Origin of the sequence: Lactobacillus acetotolerans DSM 20749 = JCM 3825 (genome assembly GCF_001436775.1) — a bacterium.
In the GTDB taxonomy this organism is placed as follows: Bacteria; Bacillota; Bacilli; order Lactobacillales; family Lactobacillaceae; genus Lactobacillus; species Lactobacillus acetotolerans.
In genome coordinates, this window is the sequence record NZ_AYZC01000002.1 from 22,501 (window position 1) to 43,107 (window position 20,607).

Here is a 20,607-nt window from a genome sequence, read left to right on the forward strand (position 1 = left end):
GGAGGTAGAATACATGGCTTTTAATAAATTAGGTAAGTTTTTTGGTATTTCAAATGAAGATGATATGACCGATGATGAGGAATACACCGGAGATCAAGAAACTGAGGATGAAGATGATGTTCCAATGAATAACGTTAACCGGGACAAAGTAGTTTCAATTAAATCTGGAATGAATTCTTCCAAGAGTAAGATTGTTTTATACGAACCACGTGTATACTCAGATGCTAAAGATGTTGCTCAAAATTTACTGAGCAATAAAGCAGTTATCATTAACTTTAGCAGAATGGATGATAGTTCTGCTCGAAGAATAGTTGATTTTATTACTGGAACTGTTTACGCACTTAACGGTGAAATTCAAAGAATTGGTGATAAAATCTTTTTGGCAACCCCACCTAAATTTGTTACTGACGGTAAAATCAGTGATTTAGTAGATAAGAAAGATAATTTGAGTTAATGGCAAACTTTATTTATTACGTTATATACGTAATTAATTGGATTATTTGGCTATATTGTATTTTCATTGTGATTGACGCAATTATGAGTTGGGTACCATTTTTACGAAATTCTGTAATTGGTAAATGGCTTGATAAAATTGTAAATCCTTATTTGAATGTTTTCAGAAAAGGACCCATTCAAAAATTAGCCTATTCAACCGGCATAGATTTATCTGCGTTAATTGGGTTATTGGTGTTGTATTTTATTCAAGATTATGCACTTCAATGGATTCAAAATATTTTGTTTAGGTTGATAGGCTGATGAAAAAACGACAAGCAAGTAGCTTCTATCCATATTTTGAACAAGAAGAGAAATCGACAGTCGATAAGATGGTCGGTTTTTTTAATCGCATTGTTTTTAAGCATGGTGCAATACTAACTGATTTCTTAGATCCTGGACAACGGGATATTTTGAAAACAGTTGCGGGTAACGACGCTTTCATTCAAGAATTCGGTGGTTTTGCAGATGCGGAAAAGATGCGCGTTTACTTAAGTGAAGAGTGGGGAAATTTACGTCCATCCGATTATCAAGTATCCGCGTTTGAAATTGTATATCCTGCTAAATTTGTTAAATTAAGTCATAGTTCTATTCTTGGTACGTTAGCTAATTCCGGGGTTGAAACTGATACGTTTGGTGATATTATCACTGATGGTAACGGTAAGTGGCAATTTTTTGCCAAAACTGAGCTAAAGAATTTTTTCTTAGAACAGATTAAACGTGTTGGCCGAACGCAAGTGAAGATAAAAGAAATTCCTCTACGAAATGTTCTTATTCCTGAAGATGATAGTGTTCAAAAGACGGAAATAATTGCGTCACTGCGGATTGATGCGGTATTAGCTGGTTTAAGTAAGAATAGCCGGAGTCAAATAAAAAAAGCAATTAAAAATAAATTAGTTAAAATAAATTGGCATGGCACGGAAGATTCTAATATAATAGTAAAAGTAGGGGATGTCCTTAGTCTTAGACATTTTGGTAGGATTAAAATTATGGACATTTCAGCGACTAGAAAAGGTAAATATAAGGTGGTGCTAAAAGTTTGGCAGACAAAAAGACACGGGTAAAGAAGTTAACCCCAATGGATATTCATAATAAAGAATTTAAGCATCGCGGGTTTAAAGGTTATGATCGCCGTGAAGTAGATGGCTTTCTTGATAAAGTTGTTAGTGATTATGGCGATGCTTTAGATGAAACATCTGATTTAAAGAATAAAGTTGTAAAGCTTAATGATAAAGTAGATAAGTTGCAAGCCCAAGTTGATAAATATAATCAAATGGATAAGTCAGCTAAAGAAGCTGTAACAGACGCTAAAGAAAAGGCACAAAAGATTATAGATGACGCTAGAAATCAAGCGGCTATTGATACTGATTATCAAAAGCAACAACAGGATGTATTAAAGGGTGACTACAAGCGATTAAAGCAAGAAGTTAGTCAATTTCGTAAACACGTTCAAAAATTATTACAAAGCCAAATTGATGATTTAAATGATCAGGGATGGCAACATGCTTTAGACAGATATTTCCATACTGACCGTTTTTATCCACCTGATGGCTCAGAACCAATTCCGTCAGCTAGTGAAGATGATATCGATGGAGTTGACAGTGATGACTCAGATGACGTAGACTCAGTGGATGAACCTAAGCCAATGACAGGTGATAGTCCAAGTCATGAGACATTAAATGCAAAACCCAAGTTGAAAAACAATTCAGGAGCTAAAATAATATTTCCTGATGACAACAAGGATAATAACTAATAAAAATATAAACTGACAGTAAAACTGAAAAGCAATAACAGCGAGTTAGTGTTGGTGGAAGGCTAACAAAAGAGCTTAACGGTTGATCAGCTGTCTAAGAGTTTGTACGTTAATTACACGATACGTAATATTAAGTGGGGTTTAACAGCTCAATTTAGGTGGTACCACGAATAACCTCGTCCTAATTTTTAGGACGAGGGTTTTTTAGAAAGGAATAATTGAATGAGAATCAAGAAAACTCTTAATTTAGGTAAAACTAAATTTAAAATGAGGGGAAACCTTCCTGTACGCGAGGCCCAGTCGCAGAAAAAATGGGAAGAAAATAAATTATATGAACAAAGATTAAAGTTAAATGAGGGGAAACCTCATTTTGACTTACATGATGGCCCTCCGTTTGCAAACGGCAATATTCATATGGGTCACGCCATGAACAAAATTTCCAAGGATATTATTGTTCGGTTTAAGAATATGAATGGTTACTATGCTCCGTTTGTACCAGGATGGGATACTCACGGCCTTCCAATTGAGCAAGAACTTGCTAAAAAGGGTGTAGATCGTAAAACGATGGATCGGGTCAAATACCGTAACCTTTGTAAAGACTATGCTGTAAAAGAAATTAAGAAGCAGATGAAGGACTTTAAGCGTCTTGGAGTTATGGCTGATTGGGATCACCCGTATATTACTTTACAGCCGAAGTACGAAGCTGAAGAAATTCGTATTTTTGGTAAGATGTATGAAAAAGGCTATATTTACAAGGGTAAAAAGCCTGTTTACTGGTCTCCATCAAGTGAATCAACTTTAGCAGAAGCGGAAGTTGAATATCATAATGATAAGTCGCCATCAATTTATATTGCATTTCCAGTAAAAGATGGTAAGGGGATTTTAGATCCAAAGAATACCTACTTTGTAATTTGGACAACAACTCCGTGGACAATTCCGTCAAACCAGGGTATTACTGTTAACCCCCAATTTGATTATTCAGTAGTTAAAGTTGGCGATAAACGCTATGTAATCGGTACTAACCGCCTTGAAGCTGTTGCTAAAGATTTGGGTTGGAAAGATTACAAGGTTGTCCAGCACATGAAAGGAACAGACATGGACCGGATGGTTGCCAAACACCCACTGTATGACCAAGATTCATTAGTTATGAACGCAATGCATGTTACTGCTGACGATGGTACTGGCTTAGTTCATACTGCATCAGGTTTTGGTGAAGATGACTTTAATGTTGCACAGCGTTATGGGTTACCAGTATTTAGTCCTATTGATGCTCAAGGACGTTTTACAAAGGATGTTCCTGATCCAGATTTGGTTGGCATGTTTTATGATGATGCTAACAAAGTCGTCAGTGAAAAATTAAAGAAATCCGGTAACTTACTTAAACTTGGCTTCTTTACCCATGCCTATCCCCATGATTGGCGGACAAAGAAACCGGTAATTTACCGGGCAACCACGCAGTGGTTTGCCTCAATTGATAAGATTAGACAACAGATCTTAGACCAAATCGATAAGACTAAATTTATTCCTTCTTGGGGTAAAACTCGTCTTTACAACATGATTAAAGATCGTGGCGACTGGGTAATTTCACGTCAGCGTGCTTGGGGAGTCCCACTTCCAATCTTTTATGCAGAGGATGATACACCGATTGTTACTCCAGAAACGATTGAACATATTGCACAAATTTTTGCAAAAGAGGGGTCAAATGCCTGGTATACTCATACCGCGAAAGAATTACTGCCAGATGGTTTCACTTCTAAACACTCACCAAATGGGAAATTTAGAAAAGAGAAAGATATTCTGGATGTATGGTTTGATTCTGGTTCTTCACACCGTGCAGTTCTGGAACAGAGGAAGAATTTACATTTTCCAGCTGACCTTTACCTTGAAGGTAGTGACCAGTACCGTGGCTGGTTCAACTCTAGTTTAATTACTTCAGTTGCTACAACTGGCATGGCACCATATAAAGGAATCTTCTCCCAAGGCTTTGTACTGGATGATAAAGGACATAAGATGTCTAAGTCACTGGGTAATGTAATTTCACCTAACGATGTTATCAAACGTATGGGAGCTGAGATAATTCGTTTGTGGGTAGCCTCCGTTGATACTACATCGGACGTTTCCGTTTCTTATGATATTTTGCAGCAAACTTCAGAAAGTTACCGTAAAATCAGGAATACTTTCCGGTATATGCTTGCTAACACTAGCGACTTTGATCCAGCAGAAAATCGGGTAGCTTATAAAGATTTACGTTCAATTGATCAATATATGGAAGTTAAGTTGAATGATTTGATTAAAGACTGTATTGCTTCTTATAATAAATTTGACTTTACGACTGTTTATAAGAAGGCCTTTAACTTTATCTCAAATGATTTATCTGCATTTTACTTAGACTTTGCTAAAGATGTTCTGTATATTGAAAGTAAAGATAGCCATGCTCGCCGGTCAATGCAGACGGTTATCTATGATTCAGCTGTTAAGTTAGATAAAATTTTAACGCCAATCTTACCGCATACGATGGAAGAAGTATGGGGCTTCTTAAACGAAAAAGAAGATTATATTCAACTTGCAAATATGCCTAAGATTGAAAACTACGCTAATCATGATCAATTACTTAATGATTGGGGTAAGTTTATGAATCTTCGTACTGATGTATTGAAAGCATTAGAAGATGCAAGAAACAAGAAGTTGATTGGTAAGTCATTTGAAGCTGCGGTAACTATCTATCCAGATAAAGAAACCAAGGCAATGCTTAATGATTTAGATGCTGATTTCAGACAAATTTTAATCGTATCTAAATTAACCATTGCTGATGGGAAGGCTCCTGCAGATGCTAAGCAATATGCTAATGCGGCAATTGTTATCAAGCATGCTGAAGGGGAGATTTGCCCACGTTGTCGGATGATTAAGACCGATATTGGTAAAGATTCAGAATTCCCGATGCTTTGCGGTCGTTGTGCAGCCATTGTTAAAGATAATTTCCCAGAGGCAGTTCAAGAAGGATTAGAGAAATAATGCGTTTAGGTACTGTAAAACAATTTGATAGTGACAGCAGTTATGGATTCATTGATGATGATCAAAATCATAAATCATACTTTGTTTTTTATACTGCCATTAAAGAAGAAGGCTATAAGCGCCTCAAGGTAGGTCAAAGGGTAAGTTATCAACTTGCTCAAGGAAAGAACGGCCTGCAGTGTGTAAATGTGTACTTAGCTGATTCAAAAGAGAGGGATTAAATGAGTTTAAAAGAAAAAGAAATTTCTTCCAAACCAATTTTCAAAGGTCGCTTGATTGATCTTTCTGTTAGGACCATAAAGTTACCTAACGGTGAGACTTCGACGAGAGAAATTGTAAACCACCAACCAGCAGCCGCTGTTATTGCCATTAATAAAAAGCAGCAGATGCTTTTGGTTGAACAGTGGCGTGAACCCATTAAGCAGCTTACGCTTGAAATTCCAGCGGGTTTGATTGATCCTACGGATGCTAGTCCGCTTGACGCAATGAAACGGGAATTAAACGAAGAGGGCGGCTACCATGCCGATTATTGGGAGAAAATTACGGAAATTTATTCATCTCCTGGTTTTACTAATGAAAAACTATACCTGTTTTATTGTGATACGTTGACTAAGTTGCAAGAAAAAAGGTCGCTTGATTCCGATGAATTTTTAACTAGTCACTGGTATGATTTAGAGGAATTAAAAAAGCTATCTGCAAAAGGAAAAATTGTGGATGCAAAAACTGCGTATGCAATTAGTGTATGGGAAAATATGCTGTTAACAGGCGCAGAAACAAAGGAAGATAATGACTGAGAAACGATCTGATTATCGAAAAAAGCACACTAAAAAAAAGCGTGGACACGTTTTTGATAAATTTAAATCAGCTTTTAATGATGATGAACAAGAAGATGTAGATGTTAATTCAGATTTTCAACGAAATCCAGAAGATGCACGTCCTTTAAGAGAAGACAATGAAGAAAATCTTCAGCGCTCTGAAGTTGATGATAAAGTGCCATCTGAGGATAAGGGTCTAAGACTGAAAAAAAGGTTAGACCGTGCTATTCTGATAGTGTTTATTTTGATTGTTCTAGTATTATTAGCATTGTTTCATTTGTAGAATAGTTGAGGGTAAAAATGAAGATAGCAATTATTGTCCCAATGGAAATTGAGGCAGCATATTACGGTAAGCATTTTCACTCAGGGAAAAAAGAAATGTTCGGATCGACAGAATTCGAGCATTTTTCTGTTAACGGTAATGATATTTACCTGGGCCTGAGTGGAATCGGTAAGGTTCAAGCGGCTATGAATTTAGCGAACTTGTTAACCAGTGTTGACGTAGACATGATTTTTATGACGGGTTCGGCTGGGTCGATGAATAAAGATGTTCATCGTGAAGATTTGATTTTGCCGAATAGTTTTACTTATCATGATGCACACAATACTTTAGCCGGTGATTATGTGGAGGGGCAAATTCCCCACGAACCGGCTAGGTTTAAGTTGGATTCACCCGAACGTGCCCAATTTGGTAAATACCTAAAAGAAAAGGGCGTTAATTATAAAGAAGGTTTAATCGTAACGGGTGATTCCTTTATTGCATCAGATGTGCAGAAGGTACCGATTAAAAATAACTTTCCTGATGCACTCGGTGTAGAAATGGAAGGTGCGGCTTTTGCTCAAGTTGCATATCATTTTAAGAAGCCATTAATTGCTATGCGAGCCATTTCTGATAATGGTGATGAGAATGCCGATAATGATTTTGACAGTTTTGTTAAAAAAGTTGGTGCTAAAGCTGCAAAGTTAATTTGTGATTATATTGAAGAGATGGATTAAGCATGTCGGAAATTTATTTGGATAATGCTGCAACTACGCCAATGTCTCCTAAGGTAATTGATTGCATTACCGATGAAATGAAAAATGATTTTGGTAATGCTTCAAGCACTTACGAAATTGGCCGTCATGCCCGTAGTGTTATCAATAAAGCACGCCAGCAGGTTGCCCAGGCGATTAATGCCAAGGATAACGAAATTATTTTTACTTCTGGTGGTTCAGAAAGCAACAATACTGCAATTTTTGGTACTGCATATAGCCGTAAGAATATTGGAAAGCATATTATTACGACTAAAATTGAACATCCATCAGTACTTAACCCGATGAAACGATTGGAAAGTGAAGGTTACAAAGTCACTTATCTGGATGTCGATGAAACGGGTCATATTTCTTTAAGTGATTTGAAAAAAGCCTTAACTCCGGATACCATTCTTGTTTCCATCATGGCTGTTAACAATGAAGTTGGCAGTATTATGCCCCTTGAAGAGATTGGCCAGATAGTAAAAAATAGCAACGCATATTTTCATGTTGATGCCGTCCAAGGGATAGGGAATATTGACATTGATGTTAAGAAGATGAACATCGATTTATTATCGACCTCTGCACATAAGATTAATGGCCCCAAATTTTTAGGATTTTTATACGAAAATGAAAACATTCATATTCCCAGCCTAATTTTAGGTGGCGAACAAGAAACTAAGCGTCGTGCCGGCACAGAAAACGTTCCTGGAATTGCTGGTTTTGGTGAAGCGGTTAGTGAAATTGCGGCAATCAGTAAAAAAGACTTACAGGCCAAATACAAGCATTTTCAAGATATTATTTTACAAAAACTTGATTCTGCGGGTATTAAATACGAAATTAATGGTGGTCGGGGTAAAAATGTATCTTACCACGTATTAAATTTACGGCTTAACGGCATTTCTACTGCGGTTTTACAGACTAATTTAGATTTAGCGGGTTATGCGGTCTCTGCGGGATCTGCATGTACCGCCGGATCACTAGAACCATCACATGTTTTAATTGCTTGTTTTGGTAAAGATTCTCCTAGGATAAATGAGTCGATCAGAATTTCTTTTGGTCGGTATAATTCTGATGAAGAGGTTAATTCTTTTGCAGATCAATTGGTTAAAATTGCAGGTAAATTTCAAGCAAAGGATAAATAATTGCTTTCGAAATTAAATTAACTTATTATAAATAAGTGAGGTAAATTATGGCAAATACAGTTGTAATTAATGGTGATAATCGTAAATTTACGTTGAGTCCTGACATCAAGCTTTATGCCTTGATGGATGCAGGTTTTACAAAGACGGTGAGGGGTAATTTTGATTACGAACATCCGTTGTATAATGATTCCCCTTATAATGCACCGACAAAACTTAAAATGACTATTAATAAGCAATTATCGCATTTAACGATGGTTGTAACTGATCGCAATGGTTTGCAAAAAGTAAATATTTTTAAAAACAGGCAATTGGCTCCTACAGTAAAACTTTTAAACTATATTTTAAAGGATTTTGAGGAGCGTAAAATTCTCGTTCAAGTAAAGGATTGATTGGATGACAAAGAAAACTAGGGTTGTTGTTGGAATGAGCGGGGGTGTTGACTCATCAGTTTCAGCACTTTTACTCAAACAGCAAGGCTATGATGTTGTTGGTGTTTTCATGAAAAATTGGGATGACACCGACGATTCTGGTGTTTGTACCGCTACTCAAGACTATGATGACGTTAAAAAGGTAGCTGATAAAATTGGTATACCGTATTATTCAATTAATTTTGAAAAAGAATATTGGCACCGGGTCTTTGAATATTTTTTGAACGAATATAAAAAAGGTAGAACCCCTAACCCAGACGTAATGTGCAACAGTCAGATAAAATTTAAGTCCTTTTTAGATTTTGCAATGAACCTGGATGCTGATTATATTGCAATGGGTCATTACGCAAAGACAGTAACAGATGAAAATGGTGTAACACATATGTTGCGGCCGAAGGATGGCAATAAGGACCAGACTTATTTTTTAAGTCAACTTAACCAAAAGCAAATTAGCAAGGTTATTTTCCCATTAGCTGATTTAACTAAGCCCAAAGTACGTGAAATAGCCCAAAAAAGTGGCTTAGCAACTGCAAAGAAGAAAGATTCGACTGGGATTTGCTTTATTGGAGAGAGAAACTTTCGAAAATTCTTGAGTGAGTTTTTACCGGCTAAGGCAGGTAAAATGGTAACCCCAGATGGCCAAGTTGTTGGTAAACATGCCGGATTAATGTATTACACCATTGGGCAAAGATCGGGTTTAGGTCTAGGTTCAACCAAAGAATCTACCGATCCCTGGTTTGTTGTTGGTAAAGACATGAAAAAGAATGAATTGATCGTTGAGCAGGGCTACGATAGTAAACTGCTTTATGCTACTGAGCTTAAAGCAAGTGATATGTCATTTTTTACTGGTCAGCCTGATCATGATTTTAAAATTCATTGCAGTGCCAAATTTCGCTACCGTCAGCCAGATGTAGCGGTGACCGTTGAGTACCATGCAGCAGACAATACTGCAACCGTTTATTTTGATGATCCTGCACGTGCTGTCACGCCAGGACAGGCGCTTGTTTTATATAATGGTGAAGAGTGTTTGGGCGGTGGCAATATTGATTGTGCTTACCAAAATGATAAAAAGTTGCAATTAGTTTAATTAATGAAATTTTTTAAGAAAGAGGAAAATGCATGCTGCATTTTCCTCTTTTTCTTTTGATTTTTTAAATGCTAAACTAAGCAAGTAAATTATTGATAGAAAAGAGCTTAAAATGTATAAAATTATTGCCTGTGACCTGGATGAAACTTTACTTGACAGCAATACCCACGTGCCAAAAAGAAATCGGGAGGCAATCAAAAAAATTACGCAAAAGGGAATTAAATTTGTGCCAGCGACAGGCAGGGGTTATGTCTCAGTTGCGAAAACTCTGAAAGAAATTGGTTTGTTTGATAAGCCTAATCAGTATGTTATTTCTTTTAATGGTGCTTGCATTACTGAAAATAAAAGTAATCGGATTATGTATTTTCAGGGACTCAGTTTTGATAAAGCGAATGAGCTTTACCAGTTAGGCTTGAACTATGATGTTTGTATTCATGTTTACACGAAAGATATGCTCTATGTTTATAAACCAGCTCCTGATGAAATAGATTATTTAACTGGCCGGCACCACTTTAAGATTATTAATGAGCAAAATATTTCTTTCTTAAAGGGACAGGAAATTGCTAAAGTACTCTATGAAAATACTGATATGAATTATTTACGTAAGGTAGCCGCTGATTTAGGTAAAAAAACGGATGATTTGGATGTATCTTATTCCTCTAACCGTTACTTGGAATTTAATCATTCTGGTGTGAATAAAGGAGCGGGGCTTTTGCGTTTAGCTAAAAATTTAGGTGTTAAACCAACGGAAACGATGGCATTAGGTGATAATTTTAACGATTTAGCAATGATCAAAGCCGCCGGCCTTGGTGTTGGCATGCAGAATACTAACCCAAGGATGATAAAGCAGTGTGACGTAATTACTTCAGCTAATAATAATCAAGGTGGAGTAGCTGAGGCAATCGGGAAGTATGTCTTAGGCAGTTAATCAAAAGCTGTTTATTTGTTACAATATTCTCAAATGATAAGTGATTGGAGATAACTGCTAATGCAAATTTATTTTGTTCGTCATGGGAAAACCGAATGGAACCTGGCAAGCCGTTTTCAGGGTGGTCACGGAGATTCACCATTATTGCCCCAAAGCTTAAAAGATATAAAGAAGCTGGGTAAGCATTTGAAGGGTACCAAATTTCGAGCTATTTTTGCTAGTCCGCTCGACCGTGCCTTTAATACTGCACAGGGAATTGATGATGCAATGAATGCTAATTTACCCGTTATTATTGACGAAAGATTACGTGAGTTTAACCTTGGCGATATGGAAGGCATGAAATTTGCTGATGCAAAAAAGAAATTTCCTAAACAAATCGATAATTTCTGGCATCATCCCGAAAAGTATGATCCGACGGAACTTCATGGCGAGACTTACGAACACGTTATTCAACGAGGGAAAAACTTTGCCCGTGAAGTAGCACACCGCTTTCCTAACGAAAATGATAAAGTTTTGGCTGTTAGCCATGGTGCAGCTCTTTCAGCAATTATGGGCGGATTATTAGGCTATTCTCTAAAAGATGTACGTAAACGTGGCGGTTTAAGCAATACCAGTTTGAGCATCTTAGAAACAAAAGACGGTGGTAAAACTTTCCACCCGGTTGTTTGGGATGAAACGGATTATTTAGGCCGAAAATTATCAAAGACGGATTCACTCTAATGAATAAAAAAATAGCTAAATTATATGACGCGGGTAAAACTGACCGCGCCATTCACTTATTGATAAAACAAATTGATGCTCATCCTAAGAATGTTGATAATTATCTGCAGTTATCTACTTATCTTTTAGAACAAGGCAGCCCAGACCAAGCAACCAAATTACTTGAAGAAGCTAAACATTTGGTAGAAAAACCGCGTGATTTAGATTACAACTTAGCTGTTTGTTACTACATGCAGGGCGATTTTGATAAGGCATTGAATTTACTTGATCAGATTCCTAACGATGATCTGGTTTTATACCAAAAAGCATTGGTGTATTTAAAGTTAGGTAAGAAACGAAAAGCTCTTGCATTTGCATTAACCGTTAAGCAAGTAGATAACCGCGTTAGGGAACTTCTGGGTGATATTTGGCTGAGCCTTGGGGATATGAAGCAAGCTAAAACAAACTTTACCCAGATACCTGAGGAAGAGCGGTCAGCGAAAGTTAATTTCTTACTCGGGGTGACGCTTTTTGCTTATAATCGTGACCGTGCTGAGAAATATTTTACTCGTTCTAAAAAAATGGATAAGAAGTATTATCAAACTGCCAAAAATCAGTATGCATCAATCTTAAAGATGCTCAGTGGCAAAGGAAAAAAGAATGGTTGAATTTACAGGCAAAATAAACGGGATCGTTTTTGAAAATGATCAGGATTTATATAAAATTTTGGACGTTGAAATCGTTGGCGAATTAAAAGGCTATTCTAGGGATGAAATTAAGGTTACCGGAAGTTTTGGAGACGTTCAGGTAAACGGTAGTTACCATTTTGAAGGGAAGCTTGTTATGCATAACAAGTTTGGACTGCAATTTCGTGCCAGCAGCTATAAACAAATTTTGCCACACGAAGAGGGTAGCTTGACCCGATATTTAAGTTCTGATAAATTTCCAGGAATTGGTAAAAAAGCTGCTGGTAAAATTATTAATGCACTTGGTTTGAATGCCTTATCTGTTTTAAAAGAGAAACCATCTAAAATTGATACTTTGTCTTTAACCCAAAAGCAAAAAGATACCCTTTTGTCTGGAGTCAATTCAATCGATTCGTATTCAGAAATTATTCTAAAGTTGGCACAATTTGGAATTAATAAAAAAGTCGCTGGACGGTTATACCAGCTTTATCATGGCGATACCTTAAAGAAGTTACAGGCAGACCCTTATGCTTCAGTGGCAGAAGTTACCGGTTATGGCTTTAAGAGAGCTGATCAATTAGGTCGTGGATTAGGTATTACCTCTGAGGATCCCCGAAGAATTAAGGGTGCAATTTTTCAAATATTAATTGATGAATTAAGTAGTAAGGGGAATACTTACGTCGAACTAGCCAAGCTTCTGACCGATGCCAGCAAACTTCTGAATATTAAGAAATTTGATCCGATTGCTAACTGTGTAAATGATCTTCAACATGAAGGAAAGATCGTCGTTGATGGTGAAAATGCAGCTTTGCAAAATATTTTTCAGACCGAAACAGATATTGCCCGGATAATGAAAAATTTAGTTGAGAAGAGGCAGGAGCAAGATAAGAACGAACAGTATGATCCTAAGGACGTGGAAGCGGCTATTAAGGAAGCTGAGAAGCGTTTAAAGATCAAATATGATGAAACGCAAAAAGCAGCTATTGAAAATGCATTGACTCACCCAATTTCAATTCTGACTGGTGGACCAGGTACTGGGAAAACAACAATTATAAACGGAATTTTGCTTGCATTGCGTGAGTTAGCAGATATTCCAGCTTCTGCTCTTTATAGTAGTGATCCACCATTCCTTCTAGCGGCACCAACGGGAAGGGCTGCCAAGCGAATGGAAGAAATTACGGGGATTACTGCTAAAACCATTCACAGGCTTTTAGGTTTAGGGATTGGTGAAAATAACCCTGATGATTTAAATGAGTTAAATGGGGAAATTTTAATCATTGATGAGATGTCTATGGTTGATATGTTTCTGTTTAAGCAACTCATATCGAATATTAACCAAACCCGGCACATTGTATTTGTTGGCGATAAAGACCAGCTTCCTTCTGTAGGAGCTGGGAATGTTTTTAGTGATTTAATTAAATCCAAGGCTTTTCCAACGACCGTTCTCAAACGAATTCACCGTCAAGGTGAAAACTCGACGATTATTACCTTAGCTCATGATATTAATGACAATAAAGATCAAGATAATATTTTTAAGAAGACTAAGAACTATTCTTTTATTAAGTGTCAACCGAGCTTAATCAGTCAAGCTATTAGCCAAATTGTTAAACTGGCATTAAAACGGGGGTTTTCTAAAGACGATATTCAAGTTTTAGGTGCAATGTATCACGGAGACGGCGGCGTTAATAACTTGAACAATGTGATTCAAGGAATCATGAATCCACCTAAAAAGGATAGTAAGTATATAATTGCTCATGATGAAATCTTTAGGATTGGCGATCGAATCCTGCAGTTACAAAATAATCCAGAAAGGGATATTTATAATGGACAAATTGGTAAAATTGTAGGAATCGATGTGCAAAATTCTAAAAGATGTTTGATCGCAAGCTTTGATGAGCGCGAGGTCAGTTTTAGTAAAAAAGATTTAATTGATCTAACGAGGGCGTATGCAATTACAATTCATAAGTCGCAAGGTTCTGAATTTCCGTTGGTAATTCTAAACTTGACGATGCAAAATTATGTAATGCTTAAGCGTAATCTTCTTTATACTGCGGTAACCCGTGCTGAGAAGAATTTGGTTTTAGTAGGAGATCCCAGGGCTTACGTTATGGCACTTAATACACCTGGCAATGATCGTAAAACCGGGTTAACGGCGAAGTTGCGTAAACAATTAGGAATGAGTGAACAAAATTCAGAGCAAGAAGGAACTGAAGATAAAGCAGCAGAGAACGAATCAGTAAAAGAGAAGAAGCAGCCTAAAGATTATATTTTGACGTCAGAATTGATTTATTCTGGTCAAATTGATCCGATGATAGGGATGCAGGGTATAAAATTAAAGGCAAAATAATGGTTAAAGATACTTCAAATGAAATAAAATTTGTTAAAAATGCAATTGGCAACTGGGTCAGTGATCATACTGAAATTGAAGTTATGAGTGCAGACACGCTTGAAGTTGCAACAACTGAAATCGATGCTTATGGTGACACCGTTTATTGTTTTATTCAAAAAATAGATGATACTTATAAAATTGGTGATGACGGGCATATATTGTTTAAGTTGGATCCAGGAGTGACGGATACAGATCTTTACCAAACCGCTGAAGAAATTGCTTTAGGTGCTGGTTTTGAATTTGATCAAAGTTCAGCTGAAATTTCTGTGCAAACTGCTAAGGTAGATATTGCTCAAGCAGTGGAAAAGCTAGCGCAATTGCAAGTTGCTATTTCTTATTTAGAATAAAATAAAAAGGCTCGAGAATTAAATCTCAAGCCCTTTTTGCTGGATAATAATATACCTATTATATTAATAAATTAAAATGCTTAACTGCGAAGTTAACGCCGAAGGGGCGCTTAGGAATAACCTCGCCATCAACCTGCGCAAATTCAGGTCTTTGGGTTTTAACATGGATTTTTTCAGCTTCTACATAATGAAATTGCGGATCATTGATATGTGAACCATCTTTAAATAGGTGCAAGAATAACTTGATAAACTTTCTTAGGTTGGGCTTTTCCACCACGACTGTATCGAGCTTACGACTATAAATATTGGCTTCTGGCAAGATTGGAATCCCGCCACCAAAGTAAGGATGATTCGTGGTAGTTACGAAGTAGGCATCATCATAATGAAAACTTTTCCCCTTACTTTGAATATCTACAGAAAAGGTATCTTGATTTTTTAAAGCATTAATGACATTGAAAGCATAAATTAGCTTGCCACTCTTGATCGCATTTAAAAATTTCTTTAATTTCGCCTTGTTACTGCGTTGAACCACGTATGCGTCAAAGCCAATACCAAAGTTATTAGCGAAGTAATAAGTATTTTGGGGATGTCCAGGAAATTTAAATGAACCACAATCAGCTCGTTTAGGTGTCAAATTGTTTTTTAAGTTATCAAGCAACTTTTCAGGTTTATTGGTTAAACCTGAAGCGCGGCCAAAGTCATTGCCTGTTCCAGAAGGTAAATATGAAATTGGGGTATCAGGACAAGTAGAACGTTTAATGCCGTTTAACACTTCGTTAAGTGATCCATCCCCGCCAATTACGAGCAATACTTCATTATCCGAATGCTTTCTATTAGCATATTCTTTTGCTAAATTAATTAGTTCACCCGCATAGTTGCTTTTCTGAAAGCTAAAATCGATGTTCTCTTTGATTAATAAGGAGGTTATTTTTTTAAAAGCTTTCTTTGCATTGCCGTTGCCGGCTATTTCATTAACTAAAAGGTGTATTTTTATCTTATTATCCATGTTCACGATTAAAAATAAAAAGCCCGTTAGGGCTTTTTATTATTTCTTTTCAATAATCATAGGTAAGATCATCGGACGTCTTTCAGTCTTCGAATATAAGAAGTCTGAAAGATTTTCGATGATTGCTTTACGGATGACGCTTTCTTTTGGTTTATTTGTTTTAGCCATTTCATTTCTAAGAACGTGGTAAATATGCTTCTGAGCCTGACTAATTAAATCGGTTGATTCACGCATATAAACGAATCCCCGACTAAGAATATCCGGACCAGCCAAAACACGTTTGTGCTTATAATCAACGGTTGCTACAGCAACAACCAAACCTTCCTCGGAAAGGATCTGTCTGTCTCGTACAACCACGTTTCCGACATCAGCTGTACCAGAAGTATCAACATAAACATCACCAGCAGGAATACGTCCAGCCATTCTAGCTCCGTTTGGTCCAAAGCAGACCACTTGGCCATTATCTAAGACAAAGGTGTGATTAGGCTTAACGCCAGCTTCTTGAGCAAGTTTAGTATGGATAACCTGCATTCTGTATTCACCGTGGACAGGGATCATGTAATTAGGTTTGGTTAACCGAACCATCATCTTAAGTTCTTCTTGACCACCGTGTCCAGAAGTATGGACATTGTTTACCCGTCCATGAATAACGTGAGCCCCGCCTTCCATTAACTTGTTAATCAAATGGTTAACGCTCAATGTGTTACCTGGAATTGGGTTAGAAGAAAAGATCACGGTGTCACCCGGCTGCAAACTAATTTGTCTGTGGGTACCATTAGCGATCCTAGAAAGGGCAGCTAATGGTTCACCTTGAGAGCCGGTACACAGAATCATTGCTTTATCGGGAGGCGTATGGTTAATTTCGTTTGCATCAACGATCAAGCCCTCAGGAACATTTAAATATCCTAAGTCGATCCCGTTTTGAACACCGTTCTCCATGCTTCGTCCGAAAATGGCTACTTTTCTGCCGGTGTCGATTGCCGCTTGAATCGCCGTAGATACACGGTAAAGATTGGAGGCAAAAGTAGCAAAGATAATTCTTCCGTGAATACCAGTGATCATATCATGCAGCGATTTCGCGACGAAACGTTCAGATTTAGTGAATTGACTGATTTCGGCGTTAGTTGAATCGGAGAGAAGGACAAGTACTCCTTCTTTTCCAAGTTGAGCAATTCTCTGAAAATTCGGTGCTGGTTGGTTCATTACTGGTGTCAAATCGAATTTGAAGTCTCCAGTGAATACAACCGTACCGCGTGGTGTGTGAACTGCAATTCCTAACGTATCAGGAATAGAGTGGGTGGTTCTAAAGAAGGAAACACTTAATTTCTTAAATTTTAGAACAGTATCTTCGTGCTCTTCATGGAGTTCAGTTGTCTTAAGAATCCCATGTTCTTCCAGTTTGCCTTTGATTAGGGCTAATGCAAATGGGGTTGCGTATACTGGAATTTCAGGAATCTTTTCAAGTAAGAATGGGATACCACCGATGTGGTCTTCGTGCCCGTGACTCACAACTAAAGCCTTGATTTTCTTTCTGTTCTTAACTAAGTAAGAATAGTCAGAAATTACGTAGTTGATACCAAGAAGATCGTCCTCTGGGAACTTAATCCCACAGTCCATAACGATAATTTCGTCTTGGTATTGGACACAGTACATATTTTTACCGATTTCATGCAACCCCCCGATTGCAAAAACGGCTACTTCATTATTTTTTATTCGCACTCTGTATTACTTCTTCTGATCGAACGACGTTAATTTAAAATTATCAGCGTGTTCTTTTTCATATTGTAAAGAATTACCCGTTAATTCTTGGATGAGTTCAATGTTGTAGGGGGTATTATTTTCAACCATTGTTCTAGCATCTACTAAATTGTTAGCCTTTATATAGAGAGTTTTAGTTGTTTCTCTTCGGGGACTGACAATTTTGTCTTTTTGATACAAAACTTTGTAGATCATATTTGTATTCTCCTTATTTAATTGTTTAAAAACGTTCTTATTGTGAATACTAAAAAATATTCAACAGCTAGTAAAAATTCTATCATACTTATAGATACAAGTATAGAAACAAGTTCAAATGCTTTACCTATTAAAATATGTAAATAAACATAATTTAAAAAGCTGTCAGTATCGACTGGCAGCTTTAAATTAAGTAAAAAAATAAAAGTATTAAGAAATAACGATCGTGTCGTCACTTAACTTAAATGGGTCTTTCTTATTGATGCGGTCATAGAAGAGGTGGCCATGTAAGTGCTCAATTTCATGTGAAGCAACAATGGCTGGATAATCTTTTAAGTGAATAGTTTTTTCTTTACCATCTAATGTGTAGTAGTGGATGGTTAATTTATCTGGACGCGGTACGTAACCATTAATTACTTTATCAACGCTTAGGCATCCTTCACCTTCACTTAAACAAGCTTGCCTAACTGATTCAGAAATTATTTCTGGATTAACGAAAGTTTCTTTAAAAATTATTTTGCCATTGTCATCAGGTACTAATAATGAAGCCATTTGCACACTTTCATTTACTTGCGGTGCAGCCAAACCGACGCCGGCACGTAATTGGTGCTTTTTGGCAATTTTAGGATCCTGTGAATTAATCAAATATTCCATCATATCATTACCTAATTTTTTATAATGATCACTTAGTGGGAAAGTTAATGGTTTTGCTACTTCCCGTAATATTGGATTACCATCACGGATAATATCTTTCATTAAAATCAATTGAATTACTCCTTTATAAAAAGTCTTTACTATATATTTTTAACATAACTTGAACCACTTGACTTAATTTTTAATGAATATTGAATAAAAAAACTTTACTGAGGTTTAAGCGTTGACCGGTATATAGTTAGGTGGTAAAATCACTTAACGTAACTATACGAATGTAAAACACTTCGATCAGCGCTCTAAGCGCCGCCGAAACTGTGACAAGGTCACAGTTTTTTTATTGAGGAGTGGGGAGGAATACTTTTGTCAGAAAAAAGAAGAAACGATCTTAGAAACATCGCTATTATTGCCCACGTCGACCACGGTAAGACTACCTTAGTTAACCAATTACTAAGACAGTCTGATACGTTGCCAGAGCATATGCACTTGGAAGACCGGGCTATGGATTCAAACGCAATTGAGCGTGAACGTGGTATTACCATTTTATCTAAGAATACCGCTGTTAAATATGGTGATACTACCATTAATATTTTGGATACACCTGGACACGCAGACTTCGGTGGTGAAGTTGAGCGGATCATGCATATGGTTGACGGTGCGCTTTTGTTAGTTGATGCTTATGAAGGCACCATGCCACAAACCCGTTTTGTGTTAAAAAAGGCTTTGGAAGCCGGAGTTAAGCCAATTGTTGTTATTAACAAGATTGACCGTCCCGGTGCCCGTCCTAAGAAAGTTTTGGACGAAGTTCTTGAACTCTTCATTGAATTAGGCGCTAATGATGAACAGCTTGATTTCCCAGTTGTTTACACATCTGCTTTAAACGGTACTTCATCATATGATCCAGATCCTAAGAAACAAAAGCACACTATGAAGCCTGTTTTTGACACTATTATCAAGCATATTCCAGCCCCAATTGATAATTCTGACGAACCGCTTCAATTCCAGATTACTATGCTTGACTGGGATGACTACGTGGGTCGTATCGGTGTTGGTAGAATTTATCGTGGTAAAGTTAAAGTTGGCGACAACATCACCGTTATGAAGCGTGACGGTTCAACGCAAAACTTCCGTGTAACCAAGTTGTTTGGATTCTTTGGTTTGAAACGAATTGAAATTAAAGAAGCCAAAGCCGGGGATATTATCGCTATTAGTGGTATCGATAATATTTATGTTGGTGAAACAATTGCTTCGGAGGATCATCCAGAAGCTTTGCCACTTCTTAAGATTGATCCACCGACTTTGCAAATGGACTTCGTTGCTAACGATTCACCATTTGCTGGTCAAGAAGGAGATAAGGTTACCCCAAAGAAGCTGGAAGACCGTTTGATTCGTCAAACACGGACCGATGTTTCTTTGAAGGTAGAACCAACTGATCAATTAAATGCTTGGACTGTTTCAGGACGTGGTGAACTTCACCTTTCTGTTTTAGTTGAAGAATTACGTCGTGAAGGATTTGAATTACAACTTTCACGTCCAAAGGTTATTTACCGTGAAGTTGATGGTGAGATGTGTGAACCATTTGAATCTGTTCAGGTAGATGCACCGGATAAATATATTGGTTCAGTTATCGATTCTCTTTCAAAGAGAAAAGGTAAAATGAAGAATATGGAATCTACTGGAAACGGTCAAACCCGTTTGGACTTCCTAATCCCATCACGTGGTTTAATTGGTTACAACAATGAATTTATGTCTGAAACCGGTGGTTACGGTATTATGAACCACAGTTTTGAAGCGTATAAGCCAGTTGTTAAGAACTGGGAGCCTGGTCGTTTAAATGGTGCTTTGGTTTCTATTAGTAGGGGTCAATCAACCACTTATTCACTTCAAACAGTTGAACAGCGTGGTGAATTATTCATCGGTGCCGGTGTTCAGGTATACGAAGGTATGATTGTTGGTGAATCTTCTCGTGATAAGGATATTGCCGTTAACGTTATTAAAGGTAAGAACTTAACTAACACTCGTGCTGCTGGTAAAGACCATGCCGCTGCGATTAAAGCACCTAAGAAGTTAACGCTCGAGAGTGCTATCGAATTCTTAAATGATGATGAATATTGTGAGGTAACCCCTAAGTCTATCCGTCTTCGTAAAAAGATTTTGAATACTTCAGAACGTAAAAAGGCTGATAAGAGACGTAAACACAATTAA

At 37.2% G+C, this 20,607-nt stretch carries 22 protein-coding genes; 18 read left to right on the forward strand and 4 right to left on the reverse strand.

Features of this window, described 5'->3' with window-relative positions:
* Positions 1–13 precede the first annotated feature (13 nt).
* The 17 genes from FC77_RS00755 (at position 14) to FC77_RS00835 (ending at position 14,792) form a co-directional block, all read left to right on the forward strand.
* Complete coding sequence (locus FC77_RS00755; RefSeq protein ID WP_054681255.1) at positions 14–454, forward strand: cell division protein SepF; 441 nt, start codon at positions 14–16, stop codon at positions 452–454.
* Positions 454–756 (forward strand): YggT family protein, encoded by a 303-nt coding sequence (locus tag FC77_RS00760; protein ID WP_054681254.1) that lies wholly within the window; start codon positions 454–456, stop codon positions 754–756. The genes FC77_RS00755 and FC77_RS00760 overlap by 1 nt, the downstream gene beginning before the upstream one ends.
* A complete protein-coding gene (locus tag FC77_RS00765) occupies positions 756–1,556 on the forward strand; it encodes a YlmH family RNA-binding protein (RefSeq protein WP_056969572.1) in 801 nt (266 codons plus the stop codon). The genes FC77_RS00760 and FC77_RS00765 overlap by 1 nt, the downstream gene beginning before the upstream one ends.
* Entirely contained in the window at positions 1,532–2,245 is a 714-nt protein-coding gene (locus FC77_RS00770; protein ID WP_054681253.1) for a DivIVA domain-containing protein, read from the forward strand. The genes FC77_RS00765 and FC77_RS00770 overlap by 25 nt, the downstream gene beginning before the upstream one ends.
* A gap of 222 nt (positions 2,246–2,467) precedes the next feature.
* On the forward strand, positions 2,468–5,257 hold the full coding sequence (gene ileS, locus FC77_RS00775; protein ID WP_056969575.1) for an isoleucine--tRNA ligase: 2,790 nt from the start codon (positions 2,468–2,470) through the stop codon (positions 5,255–5,257).
* Entirely contained in the window at positions 5,257–5,478 is a 222-nt protein-coding gene (locus tag FC77_RS00780) for a cold-shock protein (protein ID WP_056969576.1), read from the forward strand. Before ileS ends, FC77_RS00780 begins: the two co-directional genes overlap by 1 nt.
* Complete coding sequence (locus FC77_RS00785; RefSeq protein ID WP_056969577.1) at positions 5,479–6,051, forward strand: NUDIX hydrolase; 573 nt, start codon at positions 5,479–5,481, stop codon at positions 6,049–6,051.
* Positions 6,044–6,355 (forward strand): hypothetical protein, encoded by a 312-nt coding sequence (locus tag FC77_RS00790; RefSeq protein WP_056969579.1) that lies wholly within the window; start codon positions 6,044–6,046, stop codon positions 6,353–6,355. Before FC77_RS00785 ends, FC77_RS00790 begins: the two co-directional genes overlap by 8 nt.
* A 17-nt stretch (positions 6,356–6,372) precedes the next feature.
* Positions 6,373–7,068, forward strand: a complete 696-nt coding sequence (locus FC77_RS00795; protein WP_056969582.1) for a 5'-methylthioadenosine/adenosylhomocysteine nucleosidase — start codon at positions 6,373–6,375, stop codon at positions 7,066–7,068.
* 2 nt (positions 7,069–7,070) lie between these two features.
* Entirely contained in the window at positions 7,071–8,228 is a 1,158-nt protein-coding gene (locus FC77_RS00800; RefSeq protein WP_056969584.1) for a cysteine desulfurase family protein, read from the forward strand.
* Between the two features lie 47 nt (positions 8,229–8,275).
* Complete coding sequence (locus tag FC77_RS00805) at positions 8,276–8,617, forward strand: DUF1831 domain-containing protein (protein WP_054681252.1); 342 nt, start codon at positions 8,276–8,278, stop codon at positions 8,615–8,617.
* Positions 8,618–8,621: 4 nt separating this feature from the next.
* Complete coding sequence (gene mnmA / locus FC77_RS00810) at positions 8,622–9,743, forward strand: tRNA 2-thiouridine(34) synthase MnmA (RefSeq protein WP_056969585.1); 1,122 nt, start codon at positions 8,622–8,624, stop codon at positions 9,741–9,743.
* A gap of 112 nt (positions 9,744–9,855) precedes the next feature.
* Positions 9,856–10,671, forward strand: a complete 816-nt coding sequence (locus FC77_RS00815; RefSeq protein ID WP_056969586.1) for a Cof-type HAD-IIB family hydrolase — start codon at positions 9,856–9,858, stop codon at positions 10,669–10,671.
* Between the two features lie 60 nt (positions 10,672–10,731).
* Positions 10,732–11,391, forward strand: a complete 660-nt coding sequence (locus FC77_RS00820; protein ID WP_056969588.1) for a histidine phosphatase family protein — start codon at positions 10,732–10,734, stop codon at positions 11,389–11,391.
* Positions 11,391–12,038 carry a tetratricopeptide repeat protein gene (locus FC77_RS00825; protein WP_056969590.1) on the forward strand — a complete coding sequence of 216 codons (648 nt, stop codon included), beginning with the start codon at positions 11,391–11,393 and terminating at the stop codon, positions 12,036–12,038. Before FC77_RS00820 ends, FC77_RS00825 begins: the two co-directional genes overlap by 1 nt.
* Positions 12,031–14,403 carry an SF1B family DNA helicase RecD2 gene (gene recD2 / locus FC77_RS00830; RefSeq protein WP_056969591.1) on the forward strand — a complete coding sequence of 791 codons (2,373 nt, stop codon included), beginning with the start codon at positions 12,031–12,033 and terminating at the stop codon, positions 14,401–14,403. Before FC77_RS00825 ends, recD2 begins: the two co-directional genes overlap by 8 nt.
* On the forward strand, positions 14,403–14,792 hold the full coding sequence (locus tag FC77_RS00835; protein WP_056969592.1) for a DUF1828 domain-containing protein: 390 nt from the start codon (positions 14,403–14,405) through the stop codon (positions 14,790–14,792). Before recD2 ends, FC77_RS00835 begins: the two co-directional genes overlap by 1 nt.
* Positions 14,793–14,850: 58 nt before the next feature.
* Here FC77_RS00835 and FC77_RS00840 read toward each other — a convergent pair whose 3' ends face one another.
* The 4 genes from FC77_RS00840 to def all read right to left on the reverse strand — a co-directional run bounded on the left by FC77_RS00840 (position 14,851) and on the right by def (position 18,516).
* On the reverse strand, positions 14,851–15,798 hold the full coding sequence (locus FC77_RS00840; protein WP_056969594.1) for a diacylglycerol/lipid kinase family protein: 948 nt from the start codon (positions 15,796–15,798) through the stop codon (positions 14,851–14,853).
* Positions 15,799–15,837: 39 nt separating this feature from the next.
* Positions 15,838–17,517 carry a ribonuclease J1 gene (gene rnjA, locus FC77_RS00845; protein WP_056969596.1) on the reverse strand — a complete coding sequence of 560 codons (1,680 nt, stop codon included), beginning with the start codon at positions 17,515–17,517 and terminating at the stop codon, positions 15,838–15,840.
* 6 nt (positions 17,518–17,523) lie between these two features.
* Positions 17,524–17,751: a DNA-dependent RNA polymerase subunit epsilon gene (locus FC77_RS00850; protein WP_054681250.1), complete on the reverse strand. Its 228-nt coding sequence runs from the start codon at positions 17,749–17,751 to the stop codon at positions 17,524–17,526.
* A gap of 210 nt (positions 17,752–17,961) precedes the next feature.
* Positions 17,962–18,516 carry a peptide deformylase gene (gene def, locus FC77_RS00855; protein ID WP_056969598.1) on the reverse strand — a complete coding sequence of 185 codons (555 nt, stop codon included), beginning with the start codon at positions 18,514–18,516 and terminating at the stop codon, positions 17,962–17,964.
* A gap of 249 nt (positions 18,517–18,765) precedes the next feature.
* Here def and typA point away from each other — a divergent pair, with 249 nt between their 5' ends.
* Positions 18,766–20,607 (forward strand): translational GTPase TypA, encoded by a 1,842-nt coding sequence (gene typA, locus FC77_RS00860; RefSeq protein WP_056969600.1) that lies wholly within the window; start codon positions 18,766–18,768, stop codon positions 20,605–20,607.

Excerpts from the sequence above, each read along its gene's own strand:
- FC77_RS00755 (WP_054681255.1), top strand. The coding sequence starts at position 14 with ATGGCTTTTAATAAATTAGGTAAGTTTTTTGGTATTTCAAATGAAGAT.
- FC77_RS00760 (WP_054681254.1), top strand. The coding sequence starts at position 454 with ATGGCAAACTTTATTTATTACGTTATATACGTAATTAATTGGATTATT.
- FC77_RS00765 (WP_056969572.1), top strand. The coding sequence starts at position 756 with ATGAAAAAACGACAAGCAAGTAGCTTCTATCCATATTTTGAACAAGAA.
- ileS (WP_056969575.1), top strand. The coding sequence starts at position 2,468 with ATGAGAATCAAGAAAACTCTTAATTTAGGTAAAACTAAATTTAAAATG.
- FC77_RS00780 (WP_056969576.1), top strand. The coding sequence starts at position 5,257 with ATGCGTTTAGGTACTGTAAAACAATTTGATAGTGACAGCAGTTATGGA.
- FC77_RS00785 (WP_056969577.1), top strand. The coding sequence starts at position 5,479 with ATGAGTTTAAAAGAAAAAGAAATTTCTTCCAAACCAATTTTCAAAGGT.
- FC77_RS00790 (WP_056969579.1), top strand. The coding sequence starts at position 6,044 with ATGACTGAGAAACGATCTGATTATCGAAAAAAGCACACTAAAAAAAAG.
- FC77_RS00795 (WP_056969582.1), top strand. The coding sequence starts at position 6,373 with ATGAAGATAGCAATTATTGTCCCAATGGAAATTGAGGCAGCATATTAC.
- FC77_RS00800 (WP_056969584.1), top strand. The coding sequence starts at position 7,071 with ATGTCGGAAATTTATTTGGATAATGCTGCAACTACGCCAATGTCTCCT.
- FC77_RS00805 (WP_054681252.1), top strand. The coding sequence starts at position 8,276 with ATGGCAAATACAGTTGTAATTAATGGTGATAATCGTAAATTTACGTTG.
- mnmA (WP_056969585.1), top strand. The coding sequence starts at position 8,622 with ATGACAAAGAAAACTAGGGTTGTTGTTGGAATGAGCGGGGGTGTTGAC.
- FC77_RS00815 (WP_056969586.1), top strand. The coding sequence starts at position 9,856 with ATGTATAAAATTATTGCCTGTGACCTGGATGAAACTTTACTTGACAGC.
- FC77_RS00820 (WP_056969588.1), top strand. The coding sequence starts at position 10,732 with ATGCAAATTTATTTTGTTCGTCATGGGAAAACCGAATGGAACCTGGCA.
- FC77_RS00825 (WP_056969590.1), top strand. The coding sequence starts at position 11,391 with ATGAATAAAAAAATAGCTAAATTATATGACGCGGGTAAAACTGACCGC.
- recD2 (WP_056969591.1), top strand. The coding sequence starts at position 12,031 with ATGGTTGAATTTACAGGCAAAATAAACGGGATCGTTTTTGAAAATGAT.
- FC77_RS00835 (WP_056969592.1), top strand. The coding sequence starts at position 14,403 with ATGGTTAAAGATACTTCAAATGAAATAAAATTTGTTAAAAATGCAATT.
- FC77_RS00840 (WP_056969594.1), bottom strand. The coding sequence starts at position 15,798 with ATGGATAATAAGATAAAAATACACCTTTTAGTTAATGAAATAGCCGGC.
- FC77_RS00850 (WP_054681250.1), bottom strand. The coding sequence starts at position 17,751 with ATGATCTACAAAGTTTTGTATCAAAAAGACAAAATTGTCAGTCCCCGA.